Here is a 21,442-nt window from a genome sequence, read left to right as displayed (position 1 = left end):
GCACTCCTGTTATTCGCGCCAGAAAGTGGGAGTAAAGAGCACCAGTAAGGTGAACACTTCCAGACGACCAAACAGCATATTAGCAATCAGGATCCATTTCGCGACCGGGTTCATAGTGGCAAAGTTGTCCGCGACAACGCCAAGCCCAGGCCCGAGGTTGTTCAACGTCGCCACCACGGAGGCGAAGGCAGAGAAATCATCCACCCCGGTGGCGATAATAGCCAACATACTAATGATAAAGACCAGCGCATAGGCGGAGAAGAACCCCCACACGGCTTCAAGAATACGTTCCGGCAAGGCGCGGTTACCTAACTTGATGCTATAAACCGCATTCGGGTGTACCAGACGCTTAAGCTCACGGTTGCCCTGCTTAAACAGCAACAGGATACGGATCACCTTTAAGCCACCGCCCGTGGAACCGGCACAGCCGCCGATAAATGCGGAGCAGAGCAGCAACACCGGCAGGAATAGCGGCCAGCGCGCAATGCTATCGGTAGTGAATCCCGCGGTGGTCGCCATCGACACCACCTGGAAAAATGCCTGATTCAGCGTCGTCAGCACCGACCCATACACGTTATGAAGCCATAGCACCAGCGTACAGATGATGACCAGCGTCAACTGGACGCCAATGAACATGCGAAATTCTGGGTCGCGCCAGTACACCTTCAGGCTGCGTCCGCTCAATAACGAAAAATGCAGACCGTAGTTACAGCCAGAGATCAGCAAAAAGATCGCGATGATAGAGTTAATCATCGGGCTATTGAAATAGCCGACGCTGGCATCGTGAGTCGAGAAACCGCCGATGGCGATAGTGGCAAAGCTGTGCCCAATCGCATCGAACGCCGGCATACCGGCAAACCAGAGCGCCAATGCGCAGGCTATCGTCAATAACACATAGATAAGCCACAGCGTCTTCGCCGTCTCGGCGATACGCGGGCGCATCTTGTTGTCTTTCAACGGACCGGGCATTTCCGCGCGGTAGAGCTGCATCCCCCCTACGCCGAGGATAGGCAGAATCGCCACCGCCAGCACAATGATCCCCATGCCGCCGAACCATTGCAGCATCTGCCGGTAAAAGAGGATTGCATGAGGTAATGAGTCCAAACCAACCAGGGTGGTCGCTCCGGTCGTCGTCAGGCCGGAAAATGACTCGAAGAAGGCATCGGTCACCGTCAGGTTCGGCTGCTCGGCGAAAATAAAGGGCAAGGCCCCCACGCTCCCCAGCACGGTCCAGAACAGCACCACAATCAGAAACCCTTCGCGGGATTTCAGTTCGCCTTTTTGTTTACGATTCGGCCACCACAGCATGGAGCCAATCGCCAGCGCAACAAAAAAGGTTTGCGTGAAGGCCCGCCCCGCGCCATCGCGATATATCAGGGCCACTAATCCCGGAACGATCATCGTCCCCGAAAATAAGATGACCAACAGTCCAACGATTCGGGTTATGGCGCGAAAATGCATCTCTGGCGCTTCCTTTGATAGGCAAAAAAACAGAGGGGATTATTCGTCAATCTTCAGTAATTGCAATGAACCGCGACTAAAATCAGCCAGTTTTGCTGAAAAAGCCGCCACTTCGGCCCGGGGAAGCGCCACGCGCAGCCGAACCGACGCCAGATATTCGCTTTCGACTACCTTCCCGGAGAATTGGGCGAGCAGCGCTTCGATACCGGCCAGTTGCCCATACTCACATTGCAAAGTATATGCTGTTAACGGTGTCTTGCGCTGCGTCGTCAGCTGCGCCAGCGCCTGATGAACACCGCCGCCATAGGCTTTCACCAGGCCGCCAGTGCCCAGCAGGATACCACCGTAGTAGCGCACGACGACAGCGGTTATCTCACCCACGCCGCACCCCATCAGTTGCGCCAGCATCGGTTTACCCGCCGTCCCCGCCGGTTCGCCATCGTCAGAAAACCCCAGCTGTTGCGAATCATCAGGCGGCCCGGCGACCCACGCCACGCAGTGGTGGCGGGCATCAGGGTGATCCGCTCTGACGGACTCGACAAACGCTTTTGCCGCCGCCACGCCGTCGGTATGCGCCAACAGCGTGATAAAACGGCTTTTTTTAATCTCCTCAACGACGGTAACCGGCGCCGCCGGGATTAACCAGCTTTCCATTACGCCAGCTTCAGATCGCGCGTCATATTTTCAATGCTGTTTTCGTGAACCACCACGTTATCTTCGATACGGATCCCGCCAAACGGCTTCATGGCGTCAATTTTCTGCCAGTTGAAGTGCTTGCTGAACGGGCCTTCACGCCACGGCGCCAGTAACGACTCGATGAAGTAGATGCCGGGTTCAATAGTCAGCACCATGCGCGGCTCGATAATACGGGTGCAGCGCAGATACGGGTATTTCGACGGCGCCGCCAGATGCGTACCGGTGTCATCCTGCATAAAGCCAGCGACATCATGCACCTGCAGACCCAGCGGATGGCCAATCCCGTGCGGCATAAACGGCCCGGTCAGGTCATTCTCCACCATCGCCTCTTCGCTTATGTCGGTAACCAACTGGTGTTTACGCAGTAGCTTTGCGATGCGCTGATGGAACTGGATATGGTAATCAACATAACGAGTCCCGGCCTTCATGGTGCTAATCAGCGCCAGCTGCTCGTCATTAACGTCTTTGATCAGATGGGCAAAGTCGTTGTCGCCGTGCGCCGCCCAGGTTCGCGTCAGATCCGCGGCATAGCCGTTATATTCTGCGCCAGCGTCGAGCAGGAAGCTGCGCATCTCCGCCGGGGCGCGATGATCCAGTTTGGTGTAGTGCAGGACGGAGGCATGCTCATTCAGCGCGACAATGTTGCTGTAAGGCACGTCGGTATCGCGGTGACCAGTAGCGGTGAGATAGGCCTGGTTGATATCGAATTCGCTCATCCCGGACTGGAAAGCTTCATAGGCCGCGCGATGACCATTGACCGCCGATTTCTGCGCTTCACGCATACAGGCCAGCTCGTAATCCGTTTTGTAAGCCCGATAGTAGTGCAGGTAATCGATAACCCCTTTCGGGTTGATCTTATCCGCAGCGATACCCAGCCCCAGCGCGCGCTCCGGTACCGGCCCAATATAACCGATATTACCGCGAGCGGCAGGTAGCTGGCTGCCGATGCCATCGGCCTTCGGCAGAGCAATGACGTCAACTTCTTCGGTCCAGAATGCGGTCGGTAGCGGCTCGACGTTGTGCCAGTAATCGACCGGCAGATAGAACCACAGCTTCGGTTTGTTAACGCCATCCACCAGCAGCCAGCAGTTAGGCACCTGCGTCACTGGCACCCAGGCTTTGAACTGCGGATTGACCTTGAACGGGTACGGGTGGTCGTCAAGGAAGACGTTAACCAGCTCACCGGAGTGAATCAGCAGCGCATCCATCTGAAAACGGGCCAGCACGTCGCGGGTACGTTCTTGTAGGGTAACAATATGATTTTTATAGAGCGCGGACAGGGATTCCATCTTTCATCCTTTGCTTTTATGGGATCGTGATACTCCGCATCTTAGCACATCACCCTGCGTGCGGGTGATTTCCGCCGGATGTGATCCGACCAGCAATTATTTAAAGAGTAATTTGCAATTCTTTAACATAAATTCCACACTCCGTTTCATCTGGTATGACCAGATCATATTGCTGGATTCAGGAGACTGACATGCTCTACAAAGGCGACACCCTGTACCTCGACTGGCTGGAAGATGGCATCGCCGAACTGGTGTTCGATGCCCCAGGTTCGGTCAACAAGCTTGATACCGCAACCGTAGCCAGCCTCGGTCACGCGCTGGACGTACTGGAAAAACAAAACGATCTCAAAGGTCTGCTGCTGCGCTCTGAAAAAGCGGCGTTTATCGTCGGCGCGGATATCACCGAATTCCTCTCGCTGTTCCTGGTCCCTGAGGAGCAGTTAAGCCAGTGGTTGCATTTTGCTAACAGCGTTTTCAATCGTCTGGAAGATCTTCCCGTCCCGACGATCTCTGCCGTCAATGGTTACGCGCTGGGCGGCGGTTGTGAATGCGTCCTGGCGACCGATTACCGCCTGGCGACGCCGGATCTGCGTATCGGTCTGCCGGAGACCAAGCTTGGCATTATGCCGGGCTTCGGCGGTTCTGTGCGTCTGCCACGCTTGCTCGGCGCCGATAGCGCGCTGGAAATTATTGCCGCCGGGAAAGACGTCGGCGCCGATCAGGCGCTGAAAATCGGCCTGGTGGATGGTGTGGTCGCAGCGGAAAAACTGCGTGACGGCGCGCTGGCGATCCTGCGTCAGGCGATTAATGGCGATCTGGACTGGAAAGCAAAACGTCAGCCGAAACTAGAGCCGCTGAAGCTCAGCAAAATTGAAGCTACCATGAGCTTCACGATTGCCAAAGGCATGGTCGCACAAACGGCCGGGAAACATTACCCGGCGCCGATCACCGCGGTGAAAACCATTGAAGCCGCCGCACGTCTTGGTCGTGAAGAAGCCCTGGTGCTGGAAAATAAAAGCTTTGTCCCGCTGGCCCATACCAATGAGGCCCGCGCGCTGGTTGGTATCTTCCTGAACGACCAGTACGTCAAAGCGAAAGCGAAAAAGTTGACCAAAGATGTCGAGACGCCGAAGCATGCTGCTGTCCTGGGCGCTGGCATTATGGGCGGCGGTATCGCATACCAGTCGGCCTGGAAAGGCGTGCCGGTGGTGATGAAAGACATTAGCGACAAATCGCTGACCCTGGGCATGACCGAAGCGGCGAAACTGCTGAATAAACAGCTGGAACGCGGCAAAATCGACGGTCTGAAGCTGGCCGGAGTGATCAGCACCATTCAGCCAACCCTGGAATACAGCGGTTTTGATCGCGTCGACGTGGTTGTTGAAGCGGTGGTCGAAAACCCGAAAGTGAAGAAAGCGGTGCTGGCCGAAACCGAGGCAAAAGTGCGCCCGGATACCGTGCTGGCATCCAACACCTCAACAATCCCCATCAGCGAACTGGCCAGCGTTCTGCAACGCCCGGAAAACTTCTGCGGTATGCACTTCTTTAACCCGGTGCATCGCATGCCGCTGGTTGAAGTGATCCGCGGCGAAAAAACCTCGGATAAGACCATTGCCAAAGTTGTGGCCTGGGCCAGCAAAATGGGCAAGACGCCAATCGTGGTGAATGATTGTCCCGGCTTCTTCGTCAACCGCGTGCTGTTCCCCTACTTCGCCGGCTTCAGCCAGCTGCTGCGCGACGGGGCGGATTTCCGCAAGGTCGACAAAGTGATGGAAAAACAGTTTGGCTGGCCAATGGGCCCGGCCTATCTGCTGGATGTTGTCGGCATCGATACCGCCCACCATGCTCAGGCCGTGATGGCGGCGGGCTTCCCGCAGCGGATGCAGAAAGATTATCGCGACGCCATCGACGCCCTGTTTGACGCCAACCGTTTCGGCCAGAAGAACGGCCTCGGTTTCTGGCGTTATAAAGAAGACAGCAAAGGTAAGCCGAAGAAAGAAGAAGACGCTGCCGTCGACAGCCTGCTGGCCGACGTCAGCCAGCCGAAGCGCGATTTCAGCGATGAAGAGATTATCGCCCGCATGATGATCCCGATGGTTAACGAAGTCGTCCGCTGCCTGGAAGAAGGCATTATCGCCAGCCCGGCGGAAGCGGATATGGCGCTGGTATACGGCCTGGGCTTCCCTCCGTTCCACGGCGGCGCATTCCGCTGGCTGGACACCATCGGCAGCGCGAAGTATCTCGATATGGCACAGCAATACCAGCACCTTGGCCCGCTGTATGAAGTGCCAGCCGGTCTGCGTGACAAAGCGCGCCATAACGAAGCGTATTATCCCCAGGTAGAGCCAGCCCGTCCGGTTGGCGCTCTGAAAACGGCTTAAGGAGTCACAATGGAACAGGTTGTCATTGTCGATGCAATTCGCACCCCGATGGGCCGTTCGAAGGGCGGCGCCTTTCGCAACGTGCGTGCGGAAGACCTCTCCGCGCACCTGATGCGTAGCCTGCTTTCGCGTAACCCGTCGCTTGAGGCGAGCGCGATTGACGATATTTACTGGGGCTGCGTGCAACAAACGCTGGAGCAGGGTTTCAACATTGCGCGTAACGCCGCGCTGCTGGCAGAAATCCCGCACTCGGTACCGGCGACGACGGTTAACCGTCTGTGCGGTTCCTCCATGCAGGCGCTGCACGATGCGGCCCGTATGATCATGACCGGCGATGCCAGCGTCTGCCTGATTGGCGGCGTTGAGCACATGGGCCATGTGCCAATGAGCCACGGTGTCGATTTCCATCCGGGCCTCAGCCGTAATGTGGCGAAAGCCGCCGGCATGATGGGGCTGACCGCGGAAATGCTGGCGCGTCTGCACGGCATCAGCCGCGAAATGCAGGATCAGTTCGCCGCACGCTCTCACGCTCGCGCCTGGGCGGCGACCCAATCAGGCGCCTTCAAAGCCGAGATTATCCCGACCGGTGGCCACGATGCCGATGGCGTACTGAAGTCTTTTAACTATGACGAAGTGATCCGCCCGGAAACCACCGTCGAAGCGCTGGCGGCGCTGAGACCGGCATTTGATCCGGTGACCGGCACGGTAACGGCAGGCACCTCTTCCGCCCTTTCCGACGGCGCGGCGGCAATGCTGCTGATGAGCGAAAGCCGCGCCCGCGAGCTGGGGCTGAAGCCACGCGCCCGCGTCCGTTCGATGGCGGTGGTCGGCTGCGACCCGTCCATTATGGGTTATGGCCCGGTTCCGGCCTCAAAGCTGGCGCTGAAAAAAGCGGGCTTATCCACCAGCGATATCGACGTCTTTGAAATGAATGAAGCGTTTGCCGCGCAGATCCTGCCGTGTATTAAAGATCTGGGCTTAATGGAGCAGATTGACGAGAAGATCAACCTCAACGGCGGCGCGATCGCGCTCGGACATCCGCTGGGCTGCTCCGGGGCGCGCATTAGCACCACGTTGATCAATCAGATGGAACGCAAAGACGCTCAGTTCGGTCTGGCGACCATGTGTATCGGTTTAGGTCAGGGTATTGCCACTGTGTTTGAGCGGATTTAATCGAAGGGTTATCTCAACGCCATTGCGACCAGAAACAGGCAGCAATGGCGAAGAGAGCAGGTTTAGTTGCCGTTCTTCCCGCCTGTCAGGGGCGGGTTTTTTATTTTCAGATAAAGGCAAACGCGTCGCCAAACAGGCGATCTTCGCGCGCGCCGCGTTCGTTGCAGAACAGGTCGCGGGCAATCTTGGCCATCTCAAAACGACCGGCAATGTAGATATCATGCTCGGCCAGCGTGCCGTAATCCTGTAGCACGGCAGTCAGTACCGTACCGGAACGACCGCGCCACCCTTCTTCCGGTTGCTCGACCACCGGCTCGATGCGCAGATTCGGATGCTTGATGCTTAACGCTTCCAGCTCGGCCAGATCGTACAAATGCTTAGCCTCGCGGCCGCCCCAATAAATGGCGATATCGCGATCCGGGTTACGCGCCAGCGCGGTTAACAGAATAGAACGCACATAAGAGAATCCGGTACCGCCGGCGATCAGAATCAGCGGGCGATCTTCGTCATCGCGCAGCCACGCTTCGCCATGCGGAATATCAACCTCAATTTCACGCTCTTTCAGAATGCGATCCATCACCGCCATCGCATACAGATTGAGTTCAGAAGCACCGATATGCAGCTCGATAAACTCGTGCTCTGACGGCGTGGAAGCCATAGAGAACGGACGCTTATCGCGCTCGTCCATTACCACCATCAGATACTGGCCAGCGCGGAAAGAGAATGCCGCTTCCGGTACTAATCGAACGCGATACACGGTATCGGTAATCGCCTCCACTGAGGTCACTTTACAGCTTAAGGTTGTCATGCGTCCCCTCTGTCGGGTCTATAGAGCAAAACAGCGGCGTTAGCCCCGCTTACTGTTATTTAAAGATGGCCAGTTCATCCCAGATGGCGTCGATGCGCGCCGTCACCTGAGGATCTTTTTTGATTGGACGACCCCATTCACGCTGGGTTTCGCCAGGCCATTTATTTGTGGCATCCAGCCCCATTTTTGAACCCAGGCCGGAAACCGGCGAGGCAAAATCCAGATAATCTATTGGCGTATTTTCTACCAGTACCGTATCACGAGCCGGGTCCATACGGGTAGTAATCGCCCAAATCACGTCGTTCCAGTCGCGTGCGTTGACGTCGTCATCGCATACGATCACGAATTTGGTATACATGAACTGGCGCAGGAATGACCAGACGCCCATCATCACGCGCTTGGCATGGCCCGCGTACTGTTTTTTCATGGTCACCACCGCCAGGCGATAGGAACACCCTTCCGGCGGCAGATAAAAGTCGACGATTTCCGGGAACTGCTTTTGCAGAATCGGCACAAAGACTTCGTTCAGCGCCACGCCCAGCACCGCAGGTTCATCCGGCGGACGACCGGTATAGGTCGAATGATAAATCGCGTCTTCGCGCTGGGTAATGTGGGTTACCGTAAACACCGGGAAGCTATCCACTTCATTGTAGTAGCCAGTATGATCGCCATACGGGCCTTCCGGCGCCATCTCACCGGCCTCAATGTAACCTTCGAGCACAATTTCCGCGCTGGCCGGGACTTCAAGGTCATTGGAAACGCACTTCACCACTTCGGTCTTGGTGCCGCGCAGCAAGCCTGCGAAAGCATATTCCGACAAGGTATCGGGCACCGGCGTCACCGCGCCAAGAATGGTCGCCGGATCGGCGCCAAGCGCCACGGAAACCGGGAAGCGCTCGCCGGGATGCGCCGCGCACCACTCCTGGAAATCGAGCGCGCCGCCGCGGTGGGATAACCAACGCATGATGAGTTTATTTTTACCGATCAGCTGCTGGCGATAAATTCCCAGGTTCTGCCGCTCTTTGTGCGGCCCGCGGGTCACCGTCAGCCCCCAGGTGATCAGCGGCGCGGCATCTTCCGGCCAGCAGGTCATAATCGGGATTTTATTCAGGTCGACGTCATCGCCCTGGATGATTTTTTGTTGGCAGGGCGCACCGCGCAGGCGTTTGGTCGGCATATTCAGCACTTGCTTGAACTGCGGCAGCTTATCAAACAGATCGCGGAAGCCTTTTGGCGGTTCCGGCTCTTTCAGAAAGGCCAATAGCTTCCCGACTTCCCGTAGCGAACTGACGTCTTCCTGCCCCATCCCTAGCGCCACACGACGCGGCGTGCCAAACAGATTGCACAGCACCGGCATCGAGTAGCCTTTCGGGTTTTCAAACAGCAGCGCCGGGCCACCGGCACGCAGGGTCCGGTCGGCAATTTCGGTGATTTCCAGGTGAGGATCGACCGGCAGAGTGATACGTTTTAGTTCGCCCTGTTGTTCCAGGAGTGTCAGAAAGTCGCGAAGATCGTGGTATTTCATGAAAGTGTTATTGACCTCTCTACAGGCGGCTAATTATACGGTGTTCGACGGCGCGATGCTGTAATTTTGTTAAATTAGCGTGAAAGAACGCTGAAATTTGGATTTCAATTATAATGGCTTTCGCGATTACACCAGCCATTTGTTATGCTTGCCGTTATTAGAAGTGGAATGAGTCATTATGCAAGCCTGGTACTTACTGTATTGCAAACGTGGGCAGCTACAACGAGCCCAGGAACATCTGGAACGTCAGTCAGTTAACTGCCTGATGCCGACGATTGCGCTGGAAAAAATCATTCGCGGTAAACGCACCATGGTCAGCGAACCGCTGTTCCCGAACTACCTGTTTATTGAGTTCGATCCAGAGGTGATTCATACCACTACCATCAGCGCCACCCGCGGGGTTAACAACTTCGTGCGCTTTGGCGCCCTGCCCGCTGTCGTTCCCTCGGCGGTGATTCATCAGCTCTCTATCTACGAACCAGAAGGCATTACCGACCCGGAAACGCCGCATGAGGGCGATAGCGTGCTAATCACCGACGGCGCGTTCGAAGGCTTACAGGCTATCTTCACCGAGCCGGACGGCGAAGCTCGTTCTATGTTGCTGTTAAACCTGCTGAATAAGCAAGTCCTGCAGAGCGTTAAAAATACCGACTTCCAGAAAATCTAAACGCCGTTAACGTCGATGCCAAACAGCGTCCTGACGTTTGCGTCCGTTTGCGCCTCCAGCCATTGCGTCTCTTCGCCCCGCCAGCTCGCGACGCTGGCCAGGATATGCGGCAAATACGCGGGCTCGTTACGCCGCGAGGCCGGTCTCGGCTTGAGGTCGCGAGGCAGCAGATAAGGCGCATCGGTCTCCAGCAGCAGACGTTCCGCCGGGATCGCCGGCAGCAGCTCGCGCAGCTCCAGTCCCCGCCGCTCATCGCATACCCAACCGGTAATACCGATAAACAGGCCCAGATCCAGGCATTCCTGCACCTCGCTGCGGCTGCCGGTAAAGCAGTGCAGCACCGCGCCCGGGATCTTCTCAAGCCAGGGTTTAAGCAACGCCAGAAACCGGTCGTGGGCGTCGCGGCAGTGTAAAAACACCGGCATCGACAGCTCAGCGGCCAGCGCCAGCTGGGCGCTGAACGCTGCCTCCTGCTCCTGCGGCGTGGAGAAATTACGGTTGAAATCCAGACCGCACTCACCTATCGCCACCACCTGTGGCTCGCGGGCGAGGGTATAAATCGCCTCGGCGACCGCTGGCGTCCAGCTGCTGCCATCATGGGGATGAACCCCCGCCGTGGACCAGCAGCCGGAATAGCGGCTCGCCATTCTCTGGGCCTGCTGGCTCTCCGGCAAATTTGTGCCGGTCAGCAGCATGCCGTGAACCCCCGCCGCCCGGGCGCGCGCCACCACCTCATCATGGTCGCGGGAAAACTGCGAACTGGTGAGATTAACGCCGATATCAAACATGATCGCTCCCATATGACAACCGCCCTGACGGGCGGTTGGCGGTATTACTCTTCTCTGTGCTCCGCGGCTTCAGCTTCGGCCGCAGCGTCGTCATCACGCGTCAGGCGCTTCCCGGTGTAGAAGCGGGCGAAGAACACCCCGACTTCAAACAGACAGTACATCGGAATGGCCAGCAGCGTCTGCGAGAATACGTCCGGCGGCGTCAGCAGCATACCCACCACGAAGGCGCCCACCAGGACATACGGCCGTTTTTTGCGCAGCTCTTCCGGCGTAGTAACGCCCATCCAGCAGAGCAGCACAATGGCGACCGGCACCTCAAAAGAGACCCCGAAAGCCATAAACAGCGCCATCACGAAGTCGAGATAGCTGCGGATATCGGTCGAGACCAGCACCCCCTCCGGTGCAGCATGGGTCAGGAAGCCGAACGCCAGCGGAAACACGACAAAATAAGCGAAAGCCATGCCGATATAGAACAGCAGCGTACTGGATACCAGTAAAGGCACCACCAGCCGGCGCTCGTGCTTATACAGCGCCGGCGCGACGAAGGCCCATACCTGGTAAAGAATAATCGGCACTGACAGGATCACCGACACCATGAAGGTCAGCTTTATCGGCGTAAAGAAAGGTGAAGCGACATCAGTAGCGATCATCGTCGCGCCCACCGGCATCTTGCTGATAAGCGGGGCCGAGACCAGCTGGTAGATATCATTGGCGAAATAGACCAGCGCCAGGAAGATCACCAGAATAGCAATGATGCTGTTGAGCAGACGCTTGCGCAGCTCAATCAGATGCGAAATTAGCGGTTGTGTATCGTCTACGCCCATGTTTACGGTTTATCACTCGATGCGGGGGAAGAATGAGGGGCTGCCGCCGTAGCGGATGTTTTCTCTGCCGGAAGTTCAGCCGGTGAAGCGGGTTGCTCATCGACGACGGGACCCGGCGCATGAGCCGGAGCGCTGGCCTGATGTTCTGCCGTCGCCGGCGTGACGTCCTGGCGCTGCGCTTCACTGCCTTTCACCACCGGATTAAGGATGGTATTGGCTTCGTCGCTGGCCTTTTCAGGATCGTGGGCGCTATAGGAGCGCTTCATCGACTCCGCGGCCTCGCGCAGTTCATCCATGGAGGCTTTCAGCTCCGGCGTCAGGTTATTCAGGCTGGCCTTTTCCACCTTCTTGAGGCTCTCCTGGAACTCCTGCAGTTTTAGCTCCTGGGCCAGCTCATTTTGTACCGTGGTCGCCAGCGAGCGTAGCGTACGGATCCAGCCAACCACCGTTTTAACCGCGACGGGAAGCCGCTGTGGCCCCAGAACAATGAGGCCAATCACAAACACCAGCAGTAGTTCACTAAAACCAATATCGAACACGAGTTACACCTGCTCTTTGTCGTGGCGTTTTGTCTCGTCTTTTTTTGCATCATCCTGTTTATCGGCGATGGTTTTCGCCGTGAAATCTGCGTCTGGCGCCGACTTTTCGGGTTTATCATCATCACTCATGGCTTTTTTAAAGCCTTTGATAGATGCCCCTAAGTCTGACCCCAGTGAGCTCAGCTTCTTCGTCCCAAAAAGCAGAACTACGATGACGACAACAATTAATAACTGCCAAATACTGATACCACCCATACACGTTCCCCTATGACAGATGATGAATTATGTGGACGCATTATACACGCCATCCTGCGAGCCGCCTCTTCGTCAGGCCGCCGGCATGATTTTGCGCAAATAAGCCTGCGTCATGAAGAGGCGAACCGATCAGTGGGTTTTCCGCCAGCCAATCAGCCAGGTCACCACACCGCCGGCCATCAACCAGCCGGGCATCATTCCCCACTCAGGGCGATGGATAAAGAGCAGCGTACCACTGAGCAATAAAACCGCGCCTATACCAAACAGATAACGGGATTGGCCCTGGCGCACATGACGCACATGCATATCCCGCACGATGGTATCGACGCTGGTCTGCAGCTGTTTGCTCTGCTGCAGGCTCTGGTACACCAGCTCAGGTATTTCAGGCATTCTTTCGATCCAGAACGGCGCTTTGTCTTTAAACGCGCGCACCAGCGCCGGAATGCCGACCTGATCTTTGATCCACGACTCGAGGAAAGGCTTCGCCGTTTTCCACAAGTCTAACTGAGGATAGAGCTGCCGGCCTACCCCTTCTACGTAAAGTAATGTCTTCTGTAGTAAAACGAGCTGCGGCTGGACTTCCATATTGAAACGCCGCGCGGTATTGAACAGATTAAGCAGCACGTGGCCGAAGGAGATCTCCGCCAGCGGCTTCTCAAAGATCGGCTCGCAGACCGTGCGGATCGCGAACTCAAACTCTTCGACATTCGTATCGGGCGGTACCCAACCGGAATCGACGTGCAGCTCAGCCACCTTACGATAATCGCGGTTAAAGAAGGCGATAAAGTTTTCCGCCAGATAGCGCTTATCTTCTTTGTTCAGCGAGCCGACAATACCGCAGTCGATGCCGATATACTGCGGATCTTCCGGGTGCTCGTAGCTGACGAATATGTTGCCAGGGTGCATATCGGCATGAAAGAAGCTGTCGCGGAACACCTGGGTAAAGAAGACCTGCACGCCCCGCTCCGCCAGCAGCTGCATGTTGGTCCCCTGGGCCTCCAGCGCCTCCACGTCGGACACCGGGATACCGTAGATGCGCTCCATCACCATCATGCTTTCGCTGCAGTAGTCGGGGTACACCTCCGGCACGTACAGCATCGGACTATCTTCGAAATTACGCCGCAGCTGAATGGCGTTGGCGGATTCCCGCAACAGGTTCAGCTCGTCCAGCAGCGTTTTTTCATATTCGCGAACCACCTCCTGCGGGCGCAGACGGCGGCCGTCAGGCAGCAGACGCGGTACCCAGCGCGCCAGGCGGTAGATGAGCTTCATGTCCGCTTTAATGATCGGCAAAATATCCGGGCGGATAACCTTGATCACCACCTCTTTGCCATTCTCTTTCAGACGTGCGGTATGCACCTGGGCGATGGACGCCGAGGCTAACGGCTCTACGGAGAAATCATCAAACCAGGCTTCCACCGGCAGGCCCCCCATCGCTTTCTCTATCTGCTGCTGCGCGAGCTTTCCTTCAAAGGGCGCTACGCGGTCCTGCAACAGCGCCAGCTGATCGGCAATATGCGGCGGGAAGAGATCCCGGCGGGTGGAAAGCATCTGGCCAAATTTAATCCACACCGGCCCCAGCTCCTGAAGCGCCAGGCGCAGACGAGTGCCAAGGGGTTGGTCTTGATGACGATTTGGCATCCAGAACAGCATCCGCCGCCAGATACGCAGCGGCAGCGTGAGACGAATTTTGGGGATGAGCTCATCGAGCCCGTAGCTCAAAAAGGTGTGGATGATGAAATACAGGCGCCGTAATTCTCCTGGCGTCATTTGCCCTCCAGCGTTTCCAGCCGTTTTTCCAGTGCGGCCAGCGCGCGTTCAATAGCCGTCGTTTCTTCCGCAAACCATGCCAGCTCCAGCGGCCCCGGTGCCAGTCGCCACTCTTCAGTGATCGCTTCTGCGACATAGCGCTGCTGGCGCTGCGCGCCTTTCAGTAAAAACTGAGCGCCGCCGCGGAGGACTTTGCCAACGCCTTCAGCCACGATATCGCCAGTATAAGGCGCCAGCAGTTCAGCGGGATCGAACTCCGCCAGATCGCACAGGGAGACCATATTCTGCACCACCTGCAGATCGCCCTGCACTTCCAGATCTCCGCTACGGATAAGCGCCGTGAGCTGCTGACGATTACGCAGTTTGGGCAGCACGCTGAGCCGGGTAATCACAGTGCAGTCGGCCTCTCCCTCCCAGGCGCTCAGGACATCAACCTGGCGTTCGCTGAACGCCAGTACGATCGGGGTGGAGAAGTCCTGCAGTTGAACTCGCAATACCTTACCCAGCAGGCGCTGACGAGCGGGTTTTAGCGCCTTGTCACGCCAGAGAAAAGTATTCAGCGCCGTCTCAATGCTAGCGGTCACCAGGGGTGTGAAAGGCATAGCGTCCCTCCTGTCAGAACTTGTAACCGCGATGCAAGGCAACGATACCCGCCGTCAGGTTGTGGTAGTCGACACTTTCAAAACCTGCATCCTGCATCATCCCTTTCAGGGTTTCCTGATCCGGGTGCATACGGATAGATTCTGCCAGGTAGCGATAGCTGTCGCCGTCTTTTGCCACCAGTTCCCCCACCTTCGGCAGGATATGGAAGGAGTAAGCGTCGTAGGCTTTGCTGAGCGGTTCGATAATCGGTTTAGAAAACTCCAGCACCAGCAGACGTCCGCCTGGCTTCAGCACGCGGTACATCGAACGCAGCGCTTTTTCTTTATCGGTAACGTTACGCAGACCGAAAGAGATGGTGATGCAGTCAAAGGTGTTATCAGCAAACGGCAGGGCTTCCGCGTTGGCCTGAACATACTCAACGTTGCCCACGATGCCGATATTACGCAGCTTTTCGCGGCCCATTTTGAGCATGGAATCATTGATATCAGCAAGCATGACGCGGCCGGTTTCTCCTACCAGACGGGAGAACTTGGCTGTCAAATCGCCGGTCCCCCCTGCCAGATCCAGCACGGTCTGCCCGCGACGTACGCCGCTGCAGTCGATGGTGAAACGCTTCCACAAACGATGGATACCAAACGACATCAAGTCGTTCATCACATCATACTTTGCCGCGACAGAATGGAATACATGCGCCACCATGTCCTGTTTCTGCTCTTTAGCGACCGTCTGAAAGCCAAAGTGCGTCGTTTCTTGTGAATCCTCAACCATCTCTATGCCTGCTTGCTTTTCAAGAAAATGTTCACTGAGTGTATCAGATTCAGCGCATTTCCCATACGTTTCAACGTGGCGGAGCCGCCTCCCGATTATGTAACGCCTCGGCAGAGTCGGCTGAAAATGCGTCATTTTCCGGGAGGTTATCCTCGTCTTCGAGACGATATTCATCGTCCTGGGCAGTGGCTTGTTCGACTAAATCAGGATTTATCCCGCGCTTCACCTCCACCCCCAGGCCGCGAAAGGCTTCCGCCTGGGCCAGCAGATTCCCGCGCCCGGAAGCGAGCTTTTTCATCGCCTGGCGATAGTTCTCTTGCGCCTTATCCAGACTCTGGCCGATGGCGGACATATCATCCACAAACAGGCGCATTTTGTCGTAAAGGCGCCCCGCCCGCTCGGCGATCTTCTGCGCGTTGCGGCTCTGATGCTCATAGCGCCACAGATTGGCGATAGTACGCAGGGCTACCAGCAGCGTCGTCGGGCTGACCAGCATGATATTATTTTGCAACGCCTCGCTGATGAGCTCGGGCTGACGATCGATGGCCACCAGGAACGCCGGCTCGACGGGAATAAACATCAGCACGTAGTCGAGAGAGCGCAGCCCCGGCAGCTGTTGATAATCCTTGCGTCCCAGCAGGCGAATATGGTTTCGCACCGAGGCAAGATGTTCCTGCAGCGCGACTTCGCGGGTGTAGTCGTCTTCGGCGTTGAAATAGCGCTCATAGGCGACCAGGGTCATTTTGGCGTCTATCACCACGTCCTTGCCCTGCGGCAGGCGGACAATGACGTCAGGCTGCATCCGCGAGCGGTTATCGGTCTCGATACTGACCTGGGTCTGGTACTCATAGCCTTCGCGCAGGCCGGAGGCCTCCAGCACGCGGGTTAAGACCACTTCCCCCCAGTTGCCCTGGGTTTTGTTATCACCTTTCAGCGCTTTCGTCAGGTTCAGTGCCTCCTGCGCCATCTGCGCGTTCAGCTGCTGAAGATTGCGGATCTCATGCGCCAGGGTGTGCCTTTCCCGCGCCTCCTGGCCAAAGCTCTCCTGCACCTGGCGGCGGAACCCGTCGAGCTGTTCGCGCAGCGGGGTCAGCAGACCATGCAGACTCAGGCGGTTTTGCTCATCGACGCGCCGGTTGCTGTGTTCGAAAATGCGGTTGGCGAGGTTTTCAAACTGCTCGCTCAGGCGCTGCTCGCTGTTAACCATCTGACGGATCTTATCTTCCGCATGCAGTTGGGTGGATTCGAGCCGGGTGGTGACCTCACGCAGATCGGCCTCCAGCGAGGTATTGATATCCCGCAGACTGCGCAGCTCATTGTTCAGCAGCTCGCACTCCTCACGCCAGTGGGCCTCCTGCACCAGCTGCTGACGGGCGGCGCTCAGCTCAATATCCAGCTCTCGCCGCTCCTCAATGAGATCGGCCCGGATTTGGTCGGCGCGCGCTTTGGTTGCCAGCCAGCCGACCATTAACCCGGCAGCCAGTGCGATAACCGCGCTGATAATGATTGAGAGATCCACGACGCCCCCTGCGATAACCTGATGGCACAAAATAGAATTGTGCTGTACAAACGTCCAGTTTAAAAGGGATTTCCTGCGAGGAGCAACGCAAAAAAGAAAGGCCGGAGGACCCGGCCTGACAGAGAAGGGGTTGAATTACAGCAGACGACGCGCCGCTTCCACGACGATTTTGACCGCGTGGCTTTCGGTTTGCTTCATGGTTTCGGCGTTAGGGATCTCTTGCTGGGTACGGTTCACAATAACCCCGGCGACCATCCCGGCACGCAGGCCCTGGCTGGCGCACATGGTCAGCAGCGTGGCGGATTCCATTTCATAGTTCATCACGCCCATTGCCTGCCACTCTTCCATTGAGCCCTTGAAGCGGCTCACCACGCGGCCGGAGAAGGTGTCGTAACGCTCCTGGCCTGGGTAGAAGGTATCCGAAGAGGCGGTCACGCCGATATGGGTGGTGGCACCAATAGATTTCGCCGCTTCCACCAGCGCGGTGGTGCAGGCGAAGTCTGCGACGGCCGGGAACTCCATCGGCGCGAAGTGCAGGCTGGCGCCGTCCAGGCGAACGGAAGCGGTCGTAACCAGCACATCGCCAACGTTAATGTGCGGTTGAATCGCGCCGGTGGTGCCGATACGCAGGAAGGTACGCACGCCCAGCTGCGCCAGCTCTTCCACGGCGATAGAAGTCGACGGGCCGCCGATGCCGGTGGAGCAGACGATCACCGGTTTGCCGTCCAGCTCCGCGCGCCAGGAGGTAAATTCGCGGTGGGATGCCAGCTTAACCGGCTTATCCATCAGCGCGGCGATCTTTTCCACACGCTCCGGATCGCCAGGGACGATAGCCAGCGTAGCCCCTTGTAAATCGTTCTTGGTGAGGCCGAGATGAAAAACATCAGACTTGGACATAAAAAACTCCTCTGTGGGTCGAATTATCAGCAGAAGCAAAACGGTACTGTACAGAAGCCCCTGGCAACATTTTGTGATGATAGTCACCAAGACCAATAATGATTGCAGTTGTTTTTCAGTAAATAGTGATACACATCACATTAACAAGTTATATTCATCGTCACAGAACAAAAGATAGCCGCTTTCAGGCACTGTGCTTTATTACCGCCCGAACTAAAGGTAAAGGGTCTATAGTTATTGATGCGCTAATAAATAAGGGTACGGAGAATACCATGACCACCACCAAGCAACCTGGATTCGCACCTGCAGCTTCACCACACGCCGCCACCGCGGTTCATACGCCGGAAGAGCATATTATCGCCGGAGAGACGTCTATTCCCTCTCAGGGTGAAAACATGCCGGCCTACCACGCCCGCCCGAAAAATGCCGACGGTCCGCTGCCGATCGTTATCGTGGTACAGGAAATTTTCGGCGTGCATGAGCATATTCGCGATCTTTGTCGCCGCCTGGCGCAGGAAGGCTATCTGGCTATTGCGCCTGAATTGTACTTCCGTCAGGGCGATCCGAATGAGTACCACGATATCCCGACCCTGTTCAAAGAGCTGGTTACCAAGGTGCCGGACGCGCAGGTGCTGGCGGATCTCGACCATGTCGCCAGCTGGGCGGCGCGCCACGGCGGCGATGCCCATCGTCTGCTAATCACCGGCTTCTGCTGGGGCGGACGCATTACCTGGCTGTATGCCGCGCATAACCCGCAGCTGAAGGCAGGCGTGGCCTGGTACGGCAAGCTGGTGGGAGAAAAATCGCTGAATTCACCGAAGCATCCGGTAGATATCGCGGTCGATCTCAACGCCCCGGTGCTTGGTCTGTACGGCGCTAAAGACGCCAGTATTCCACAGGACACCATCGAGACCATGCGTCAGGCGCTGCGGGCGGCCAACGCCACAGCGGAAATCGTGGTCTATCCCGAAGCCGATCATGCCTTTAACGCCGACTATCGCGCCAGCTATCATGAAGAGTCAGCCAAAGACGGCTGGCAGCGAATGCTCGCGTGGTTTGCTCAGTATGGCGGTAAAAAAGCATAATCACCCAATGCATGAAAAAAGGAGGCAAATGCCTCCTTTTTGATTTTTTGCGTAACGATCAGGCGGACTGGCGCAGGTTCTGCGCCGCTTGCACCATATTCGCCAGCGCGGCGCGGGTTTCCGGCCAGCCGCGAGTTTTCAGGCCGCAGTCCGGGTTAACCCACAGCCGCTCCGCCGGGATACGCTGCGCGGCTTTTGCCAGCAGCGCTTCGATCCACTCCACGCTCGGCACGTTTGGCGAGTGAATATCATATACTCCCGGCCCGATCTCATTGGGGTACTCGAACGCTTCGAACGACTCCAGCAGCTCCATATCGGACCGCGAGGTTTCAATGGTGATCACGTCAGCGTCCAGCGCGGCAATGGAGTCCATGATGTCATTGAACTCGCAATAGCACATGTGGGTGTGGATCTGCGTGTCGTCTTTGGCGACCGCAGCATTAAGGCGGAAGGCTTCCACACCCCACTGCAGATAGGCATCCCAGTCGCTGCGCTTCAGCGGTAACCCTTCGCGCAACGCCGGCTCATCAATCTGGATGATGCCGATCCCCGCCGCCTCCAGATCCGCCACTTCATCACGCAGGGCCAGCGCAATCTGTTTCGCGATGGTTTCACGGCTGACATCTTCCCGCGGGAAGGACCAGCACAGAATGGTCACCGGTCCAGTAAGCATCCCTTTCACTGGCTTGTCGGTCAGCGACTGCGCGTACTTCGCCCAGTCGACGGTGATCGCCTGCGGACGGCTGACGTCGCCGATCACCACCGGCGGCTTCACGCAACGGGAACCATAGCTCTGCACCCAGCCGTTTTGCGTGAAGATAAAACCGTCCAGATGTTCACCGAAGTATTCCACCATGTCGTTCCGCTCGGCTTCTCCGTGCACCAGTACGTCTAAACCTAACCGCTCCTGCTCGACGATCGCCTGCTTAATATGTTCCGCAATCCCGGTACGATAATGACTGGCATCCAGGTTGCCCTTTTTGAAGTCCAGGCGCAGGCCGCGGATCTCCGTCGTTTGCGGGAATGACCCGATGGTGGTGGTCGGCCATTTCGGCAGGTTAAAGCGCTGGCGCTGTGCCTGCGCGCGAACCTCATAGGGGCTGGCACGCTGGCTGTCCTGAGCGGTGATCGCCGCCAGCCGTTTTTCCACTTTCACGTTGTGCACGCGGGTCGAATGGCGACGGGCCTGGATTGGCGCGCTCCACTCGGTAATCGCCGCCGTATCGCCGCTGTTCAGCGCATCGCGCAGCAGCGCCAGCTCGCCGCATTTCTGCAGCGCGAAGGCAAACCAGCTCTTCACTTCCGCATCAAGGCGCGTCTCCACGCTCAGATCGATCGGGCTATGCAGCAGAGAACAGGATGACGCGACCCAGAGGTCGCGTTTACCGACGAGGTCTTTAATTTGCGCATACTTTTCGGTGAGATCGGCGCGCCAGACGTTGCGCCCATTGATCAGACCCGCAGACAGCAGCCAGTCGGCCGGCAGGCGGTTGTGCAGCTCGGCAACATCATCTTTGCCGTGCACCAGATCGACGTGCAGCCCCTGGACCGGTAGCGCAGCAATGGTCGCGAGATTGTCGCTAATGCCTTCAAAATAGGTGGTCAGCAGCAGTTTCACCTGGCCCTGCAGGGCGTCATAAGCCGGTTTAAAGGCCTCCAGCCACGCTGGCGGCAGCTCCAGCACCAGCGCCGGTTCATCAATCTGCACCCACTCGATGCCGCGCTTCGCCAGTTCGGCCAGCACCTGCTGGTAAACCGGCAGGATGGCATTCAGCAGGCTCAGACGGTCAAACGGTTCACCTTTCACTTTACCCAGCCACAGGTACGTTACCGGCCCCAGCAGCACGGGCTTGATCTTGTGGCCCAGCGCCAGCGCTTCGTCTACCTCATCCAGCAGTTGGGGCCAGGTCAGTTTGAACTGCTGGCCCTTCACGAACTCCGGCACCATGTAGTGATAGTTGGTGTTAAACCATTTGGTCATTTCCGCAGCGGCGGCTGGTTCGCCAGTCGGCGCGCGGCCGCGGCCAATGCGGAACAGGGTATCGATATCGATGGATCCGTCTTTGTTCTGATGACGAGCCGGCACGTTGCCAAGCAGCAGGCTGGTAGTCAGAACATGGTCGTACCAGGCGAAATCCCCCACCGGCAGCAGATCAACGCCCGCCTGTTTCTGCTGCTCCCAGTGACGGGCGCGCAGCTCACGGCCTACTGTCAGCAGTTCCTCGCGAGTGGCGTTGCCCGCCCAGTAGCTCTCTTGCGCTTTTTTCAGCTCGCGGCGCAGGCCAACGCGAGGAAAACCGAGGGTGTGGTTAATAATTGTCATTTTTGTTCCTCTCTTATTTCATTGAATCTGAAGAAAAACTCTAAATAGTTCGGCTTGCAGGAAGGCGGCAA

Annotated in this window: 19 protein-coding genes; 4 read left to right on the top strand and 15 right to left on the bottom strand. The window is 57.1% G+C overall.

Annotated elements, in window-relative coordinates; translation table 11 throughout:
* Positions 1 to 9 precede the first annotated feature (9 nt).
* From trkH to pepQ, 3 genes are read right to left on the bottom strand one after another with little or no spacing between them, the layout of a single operon-like run.
* The gene (gene trkH / locus SPE70_RS00750; protein ID WP_008807923.1) at positions 10 to 1,461 is read right to left on the bottom strand and encodes a Trk system potassium transporter TrkH; all 1,452 of its coding nucleotides are present in this window, start codon (positions 1,459 to 1,461) and stop codon (positions 10 to 12) included.
* A 39-nt stretch (positions 1,462 to 1,500) separates the two neighbouring features.
* Positions 1,501 to 2,115, bottom strand: coding sequence for an IMPACT family protein (locus SPE70_RS00745; protein WP_008807924.1), 615 nt, complete (start codon positions 2,113 to 2,115; stop codon positions 1,501 to 1,503).
* Positions 2,115 to 3,446, bottom strand: a complete 1,332-nt coding sequence (gene pepQ, locus SPE70_RS00740) for a Xaa-Pro dipeptidase (protein WP_012969182.1) — start codon at positions 3,444 to 3,446, stop codon at positions 2,115 to 2,117. The genes SPE70_RS00745 and pepQ overlap by 1 nt, the downstream gene beginning before the upstream one ends.
* A 191-nt stretch (positions 3,447 to 3,637) precedes the next feature.
* Between pepQ and fadB the strand changes: the two genes are divergently transcribed.
* Positions 3,638 to 5,827: a fatty acid oxidation complex subunit alpha FadB gene (gene fadB / locus SPE70_RS00735; protein WP_012543218.1), complete on the top strand. Its 2,190-nt coding sequence runs from the start codon at positions 3,638 to 3,640 to the stop codon at positions 5,825 to 5,827.
* 9 nt (positions 5,828 to 5,836) lie between these two features.
* Positions 5,837 to 7,000: an acetyl-CoA C-acyltransferase FadA gene (gene fadA, locus SPE70_RS00730; RefSeq protein WP_008807927.1), complete on the top strand. Its 1,164-nt coding sequence runs from the start codon at positions 5,837 to 5,839 to the stop codon at positions 6,998 to 7,000.
* Positions 7,001 to 7,106: 106 nt separating this feature from the next.
* Here the strand turns inward: fadA and fre are convergent, their stop codons facing one another.
* The gene (gene fre, locus SPE70_RS00725) at positions 7,107 to 7,808 is read right to left on the bottom strand and encodes an NAD(P)H-flavin reductase (RefSeq protein WP_008807928.1); all 702 of its coding nucleotides are present in this window, start codon (positions 7,806 to 7,808) and stop codon (positions 7,107 to 7,109) included.
* A gap of 55 nt (positions 7,809 to 7,863) precedes the next feature.
* A complete protein-coding gene (gene ubiD / locus SPE70_RS00720) occupies positions 7,864 to 9,333 on the bottom strand; it encodes a 4-hydroxy-3-polyprenylbenzoate decarboxylase (RefSeq protein WP_008807929.1) in 1,470 nt (489 codons plus the stop codon).
* 178 nt (positions 9,334 to 9,511) lie between these two features.
* Between ubiD and rfaH the strand changes: the two genes are divergently transcribed.
* Positions 9,512 to 10,000: a transcription/translation regulatory transformer protein RfaH gene (rfaH, locus tag SPE70_RS00715; RefSeq protein ID WP_022065870.1), complete on the top strand. Its 489-nt coding sequence runs from the start codon at positions 9,512 to 9,514 to the stop codon at positions 9,998 to 10,000.
* Here rfaH and tatD read toward each other — a convergent pair.
* The 9 genes from tatD to udp all read right to left on the bottom strand — a co-directional run bounded on the left by tatD (position 9,997) and on the right by udp (position 17,963).
* Positions 9,997 to 10,800 carry a 3'-5' ssDNA/RNA exonuclease TatD gene (gene tatD / locus SPE70_RS00710; RefSeq protein ID WP_163593179.1) on the bottom strand — a complete coding sequence of 268 codons (804 nt, stop codon included), beginning with the start codon at positions 10,798 to 10,800 and terminating at the stop codon, positions 9,997 to 9,999. The two genes, rfaH and tatD, sit on opposite strands and share 4 nt — an antisense overlap.
* A gap of 32 nt (positions 10,801 to 10,832) precedes the next feature.
* On the bottom strand, positions 10,833 to 11,612 hold the full coding sequence (gene tatC, locus SPE70_RS00705) for a Sec-independent protein translocase subunit TatC (RefSeq protein WP_004886745.1): 780 nt from the start codon (positions 11,610 to 11,612) through the stop codon (positions 10,833 to 10,835).
* 2 nt (positions 11,613 to 11,614) lie between these two features.
* Positions 11,615 to 12,151 (bottom strand): Sec-independent protein translocase protein TatB, encoded by a 537-nt coding sequence (gene tatB, locus SPE70_RS00700; RefSeq protein WP_023323445.1) that lies wholly within the window; start codon positions 12,149 to 12,151, stop codon positions 11,615 to 11,617.
* A gap of 3 nt (positions 12,152 to 12,154) precedes the next feature.
* Positions 12,155 to 12,406 (bottom strand): Sec-independent protein translocase subunit TatA, encoded by a 252-nt coding sequence (gene tatA, locus SPE70_RS00695; protein WP_002883425.1) that lies wholly within the window; start codon positions 12,404 to 12,406, stop codon positions 12,155 to 12,157.
* 129 nt (positions 12,407 to 12,535) lie between these two features.
* Positions 12,536 to 14,176 carry a ubiquinone biosynthesis regulatory protein kinase UbiB gene (gene ubiB, locus SPE70_RS00690; protein WP_008807933.1) on the bottom strand — a complete coding sequence of 547 codons (1,641 nt, stop codon included), beginning with the start codon at positions 14,174 to 14,176 and terminating at the stop codon, positions 12,536 to 12,538.
* Positions 14,173 to 14,778 (bottom strand): ubiquinone biosynthesis protein UbiJ, encoded by a 606-nt coding sequence (gene ubiJ, locus SPE70_RS00685; RefSeq protein ID WP_008807934.1) that lies wholly within the window; start codon positions 14,776 to 14,778, stop codon positions 14,173 to 14,175. The genes ubiB and ubiJ overlap by 4 nt, the downstream gene beginning before the upstream one ends.
* A 13-nt stretch (positions 14,779 to 14,791) precedes the next feature.
* Positions 14,792 to 15,547 carry a bifunctional demethylmenaquinone methyltransferase/2-methoxy-6-polyprenyl-1,4-benzoquinol methylase UbiE gene (ubiE, locus tag SPE70_RS00680; protein WP_008807935.1) on the bottom strand — a complete coding sequence of 252 codons (756 nt, stop codon included), beginning with the start codon at positions 15,545 to 15,547 and terminating at the stop codon, positions 14,792 to 14,794.
* 70 nt (positions 15,548 to 15,617) lie between these two features.
* Positions 15,618 to 17,066: a DNA recombination protein RmuC gene (gene rmuC / locus SPE70_RS00675; RefSeq protein ID WP_008807936.1), complete on the bottom strand. Its 1,449-nt coding sequence runs from the start codon at positions 17,064 to 17,066 to the stop codon at positions 15,618 to 15,620.
* A gap of 135 nt (positions 17,067 to 17,201) precedes the next feature.
* Positions 17,202 to 17,963, bottom strand: coding sequence for a uridine phosphorylase (gene udp / locus SPE70_RS00670; protein ID WP_002883419.1), 762 nt, complete (start codon positions 17,961 to 17,963; stop codon positions 17,202 to 17,204).
* A 272-nt stretch (positions 17,964 to 18,235) separates the two neighbouring features.
* On the opposite strand from udp, the gene SPE70_RS00665 reads away from it, so the two are divergent.
* A complete protein-coding gene (locus tag SPE70_RS00665; protein ID WP_008807937.1) occupies positions 18,236 to 19,048 on the top strand; it encodes a dienelactone hydrolase family protein in 813 nt (270 codons plus the stop codon).
* A gap of 58 nt (positions 19,049 to 19,106) precedes the next feature.
* Here SPE70_RS00665 and metE read toward each other — a convergent pair whose 3' ends face one another.
* On the bottom strand, positions 19,107 to 21,371 hold the full coding sequence (gene metE, locus SPE70_RS00660) for a 5-methyltetrahydropteroyltriglutamate--homocysteine S-methyltransferase (protein WP_063106420.1): 2,265 nt from the start codon (positions 21,369 to 21,371) through the stop codon (positions 19,107 to 19,109).
* Positions 21,372 to 21,442 lie beyond the last annotated feature (71 nt).

Source organism: Klebsiella sp. ZJOU C1 (genome assembly GCF_035620215.1).
GTDB classification, from domain to species: Bacteria; Pseudomonadota; Gammaproteobacteria; order Enterobacterales; family Enterobacteriaceae; genus Klebsiella; species Klebsiella variicola.
This window is presented reverse-complemented; position numbering and strand designations above follow the sequence as displayed.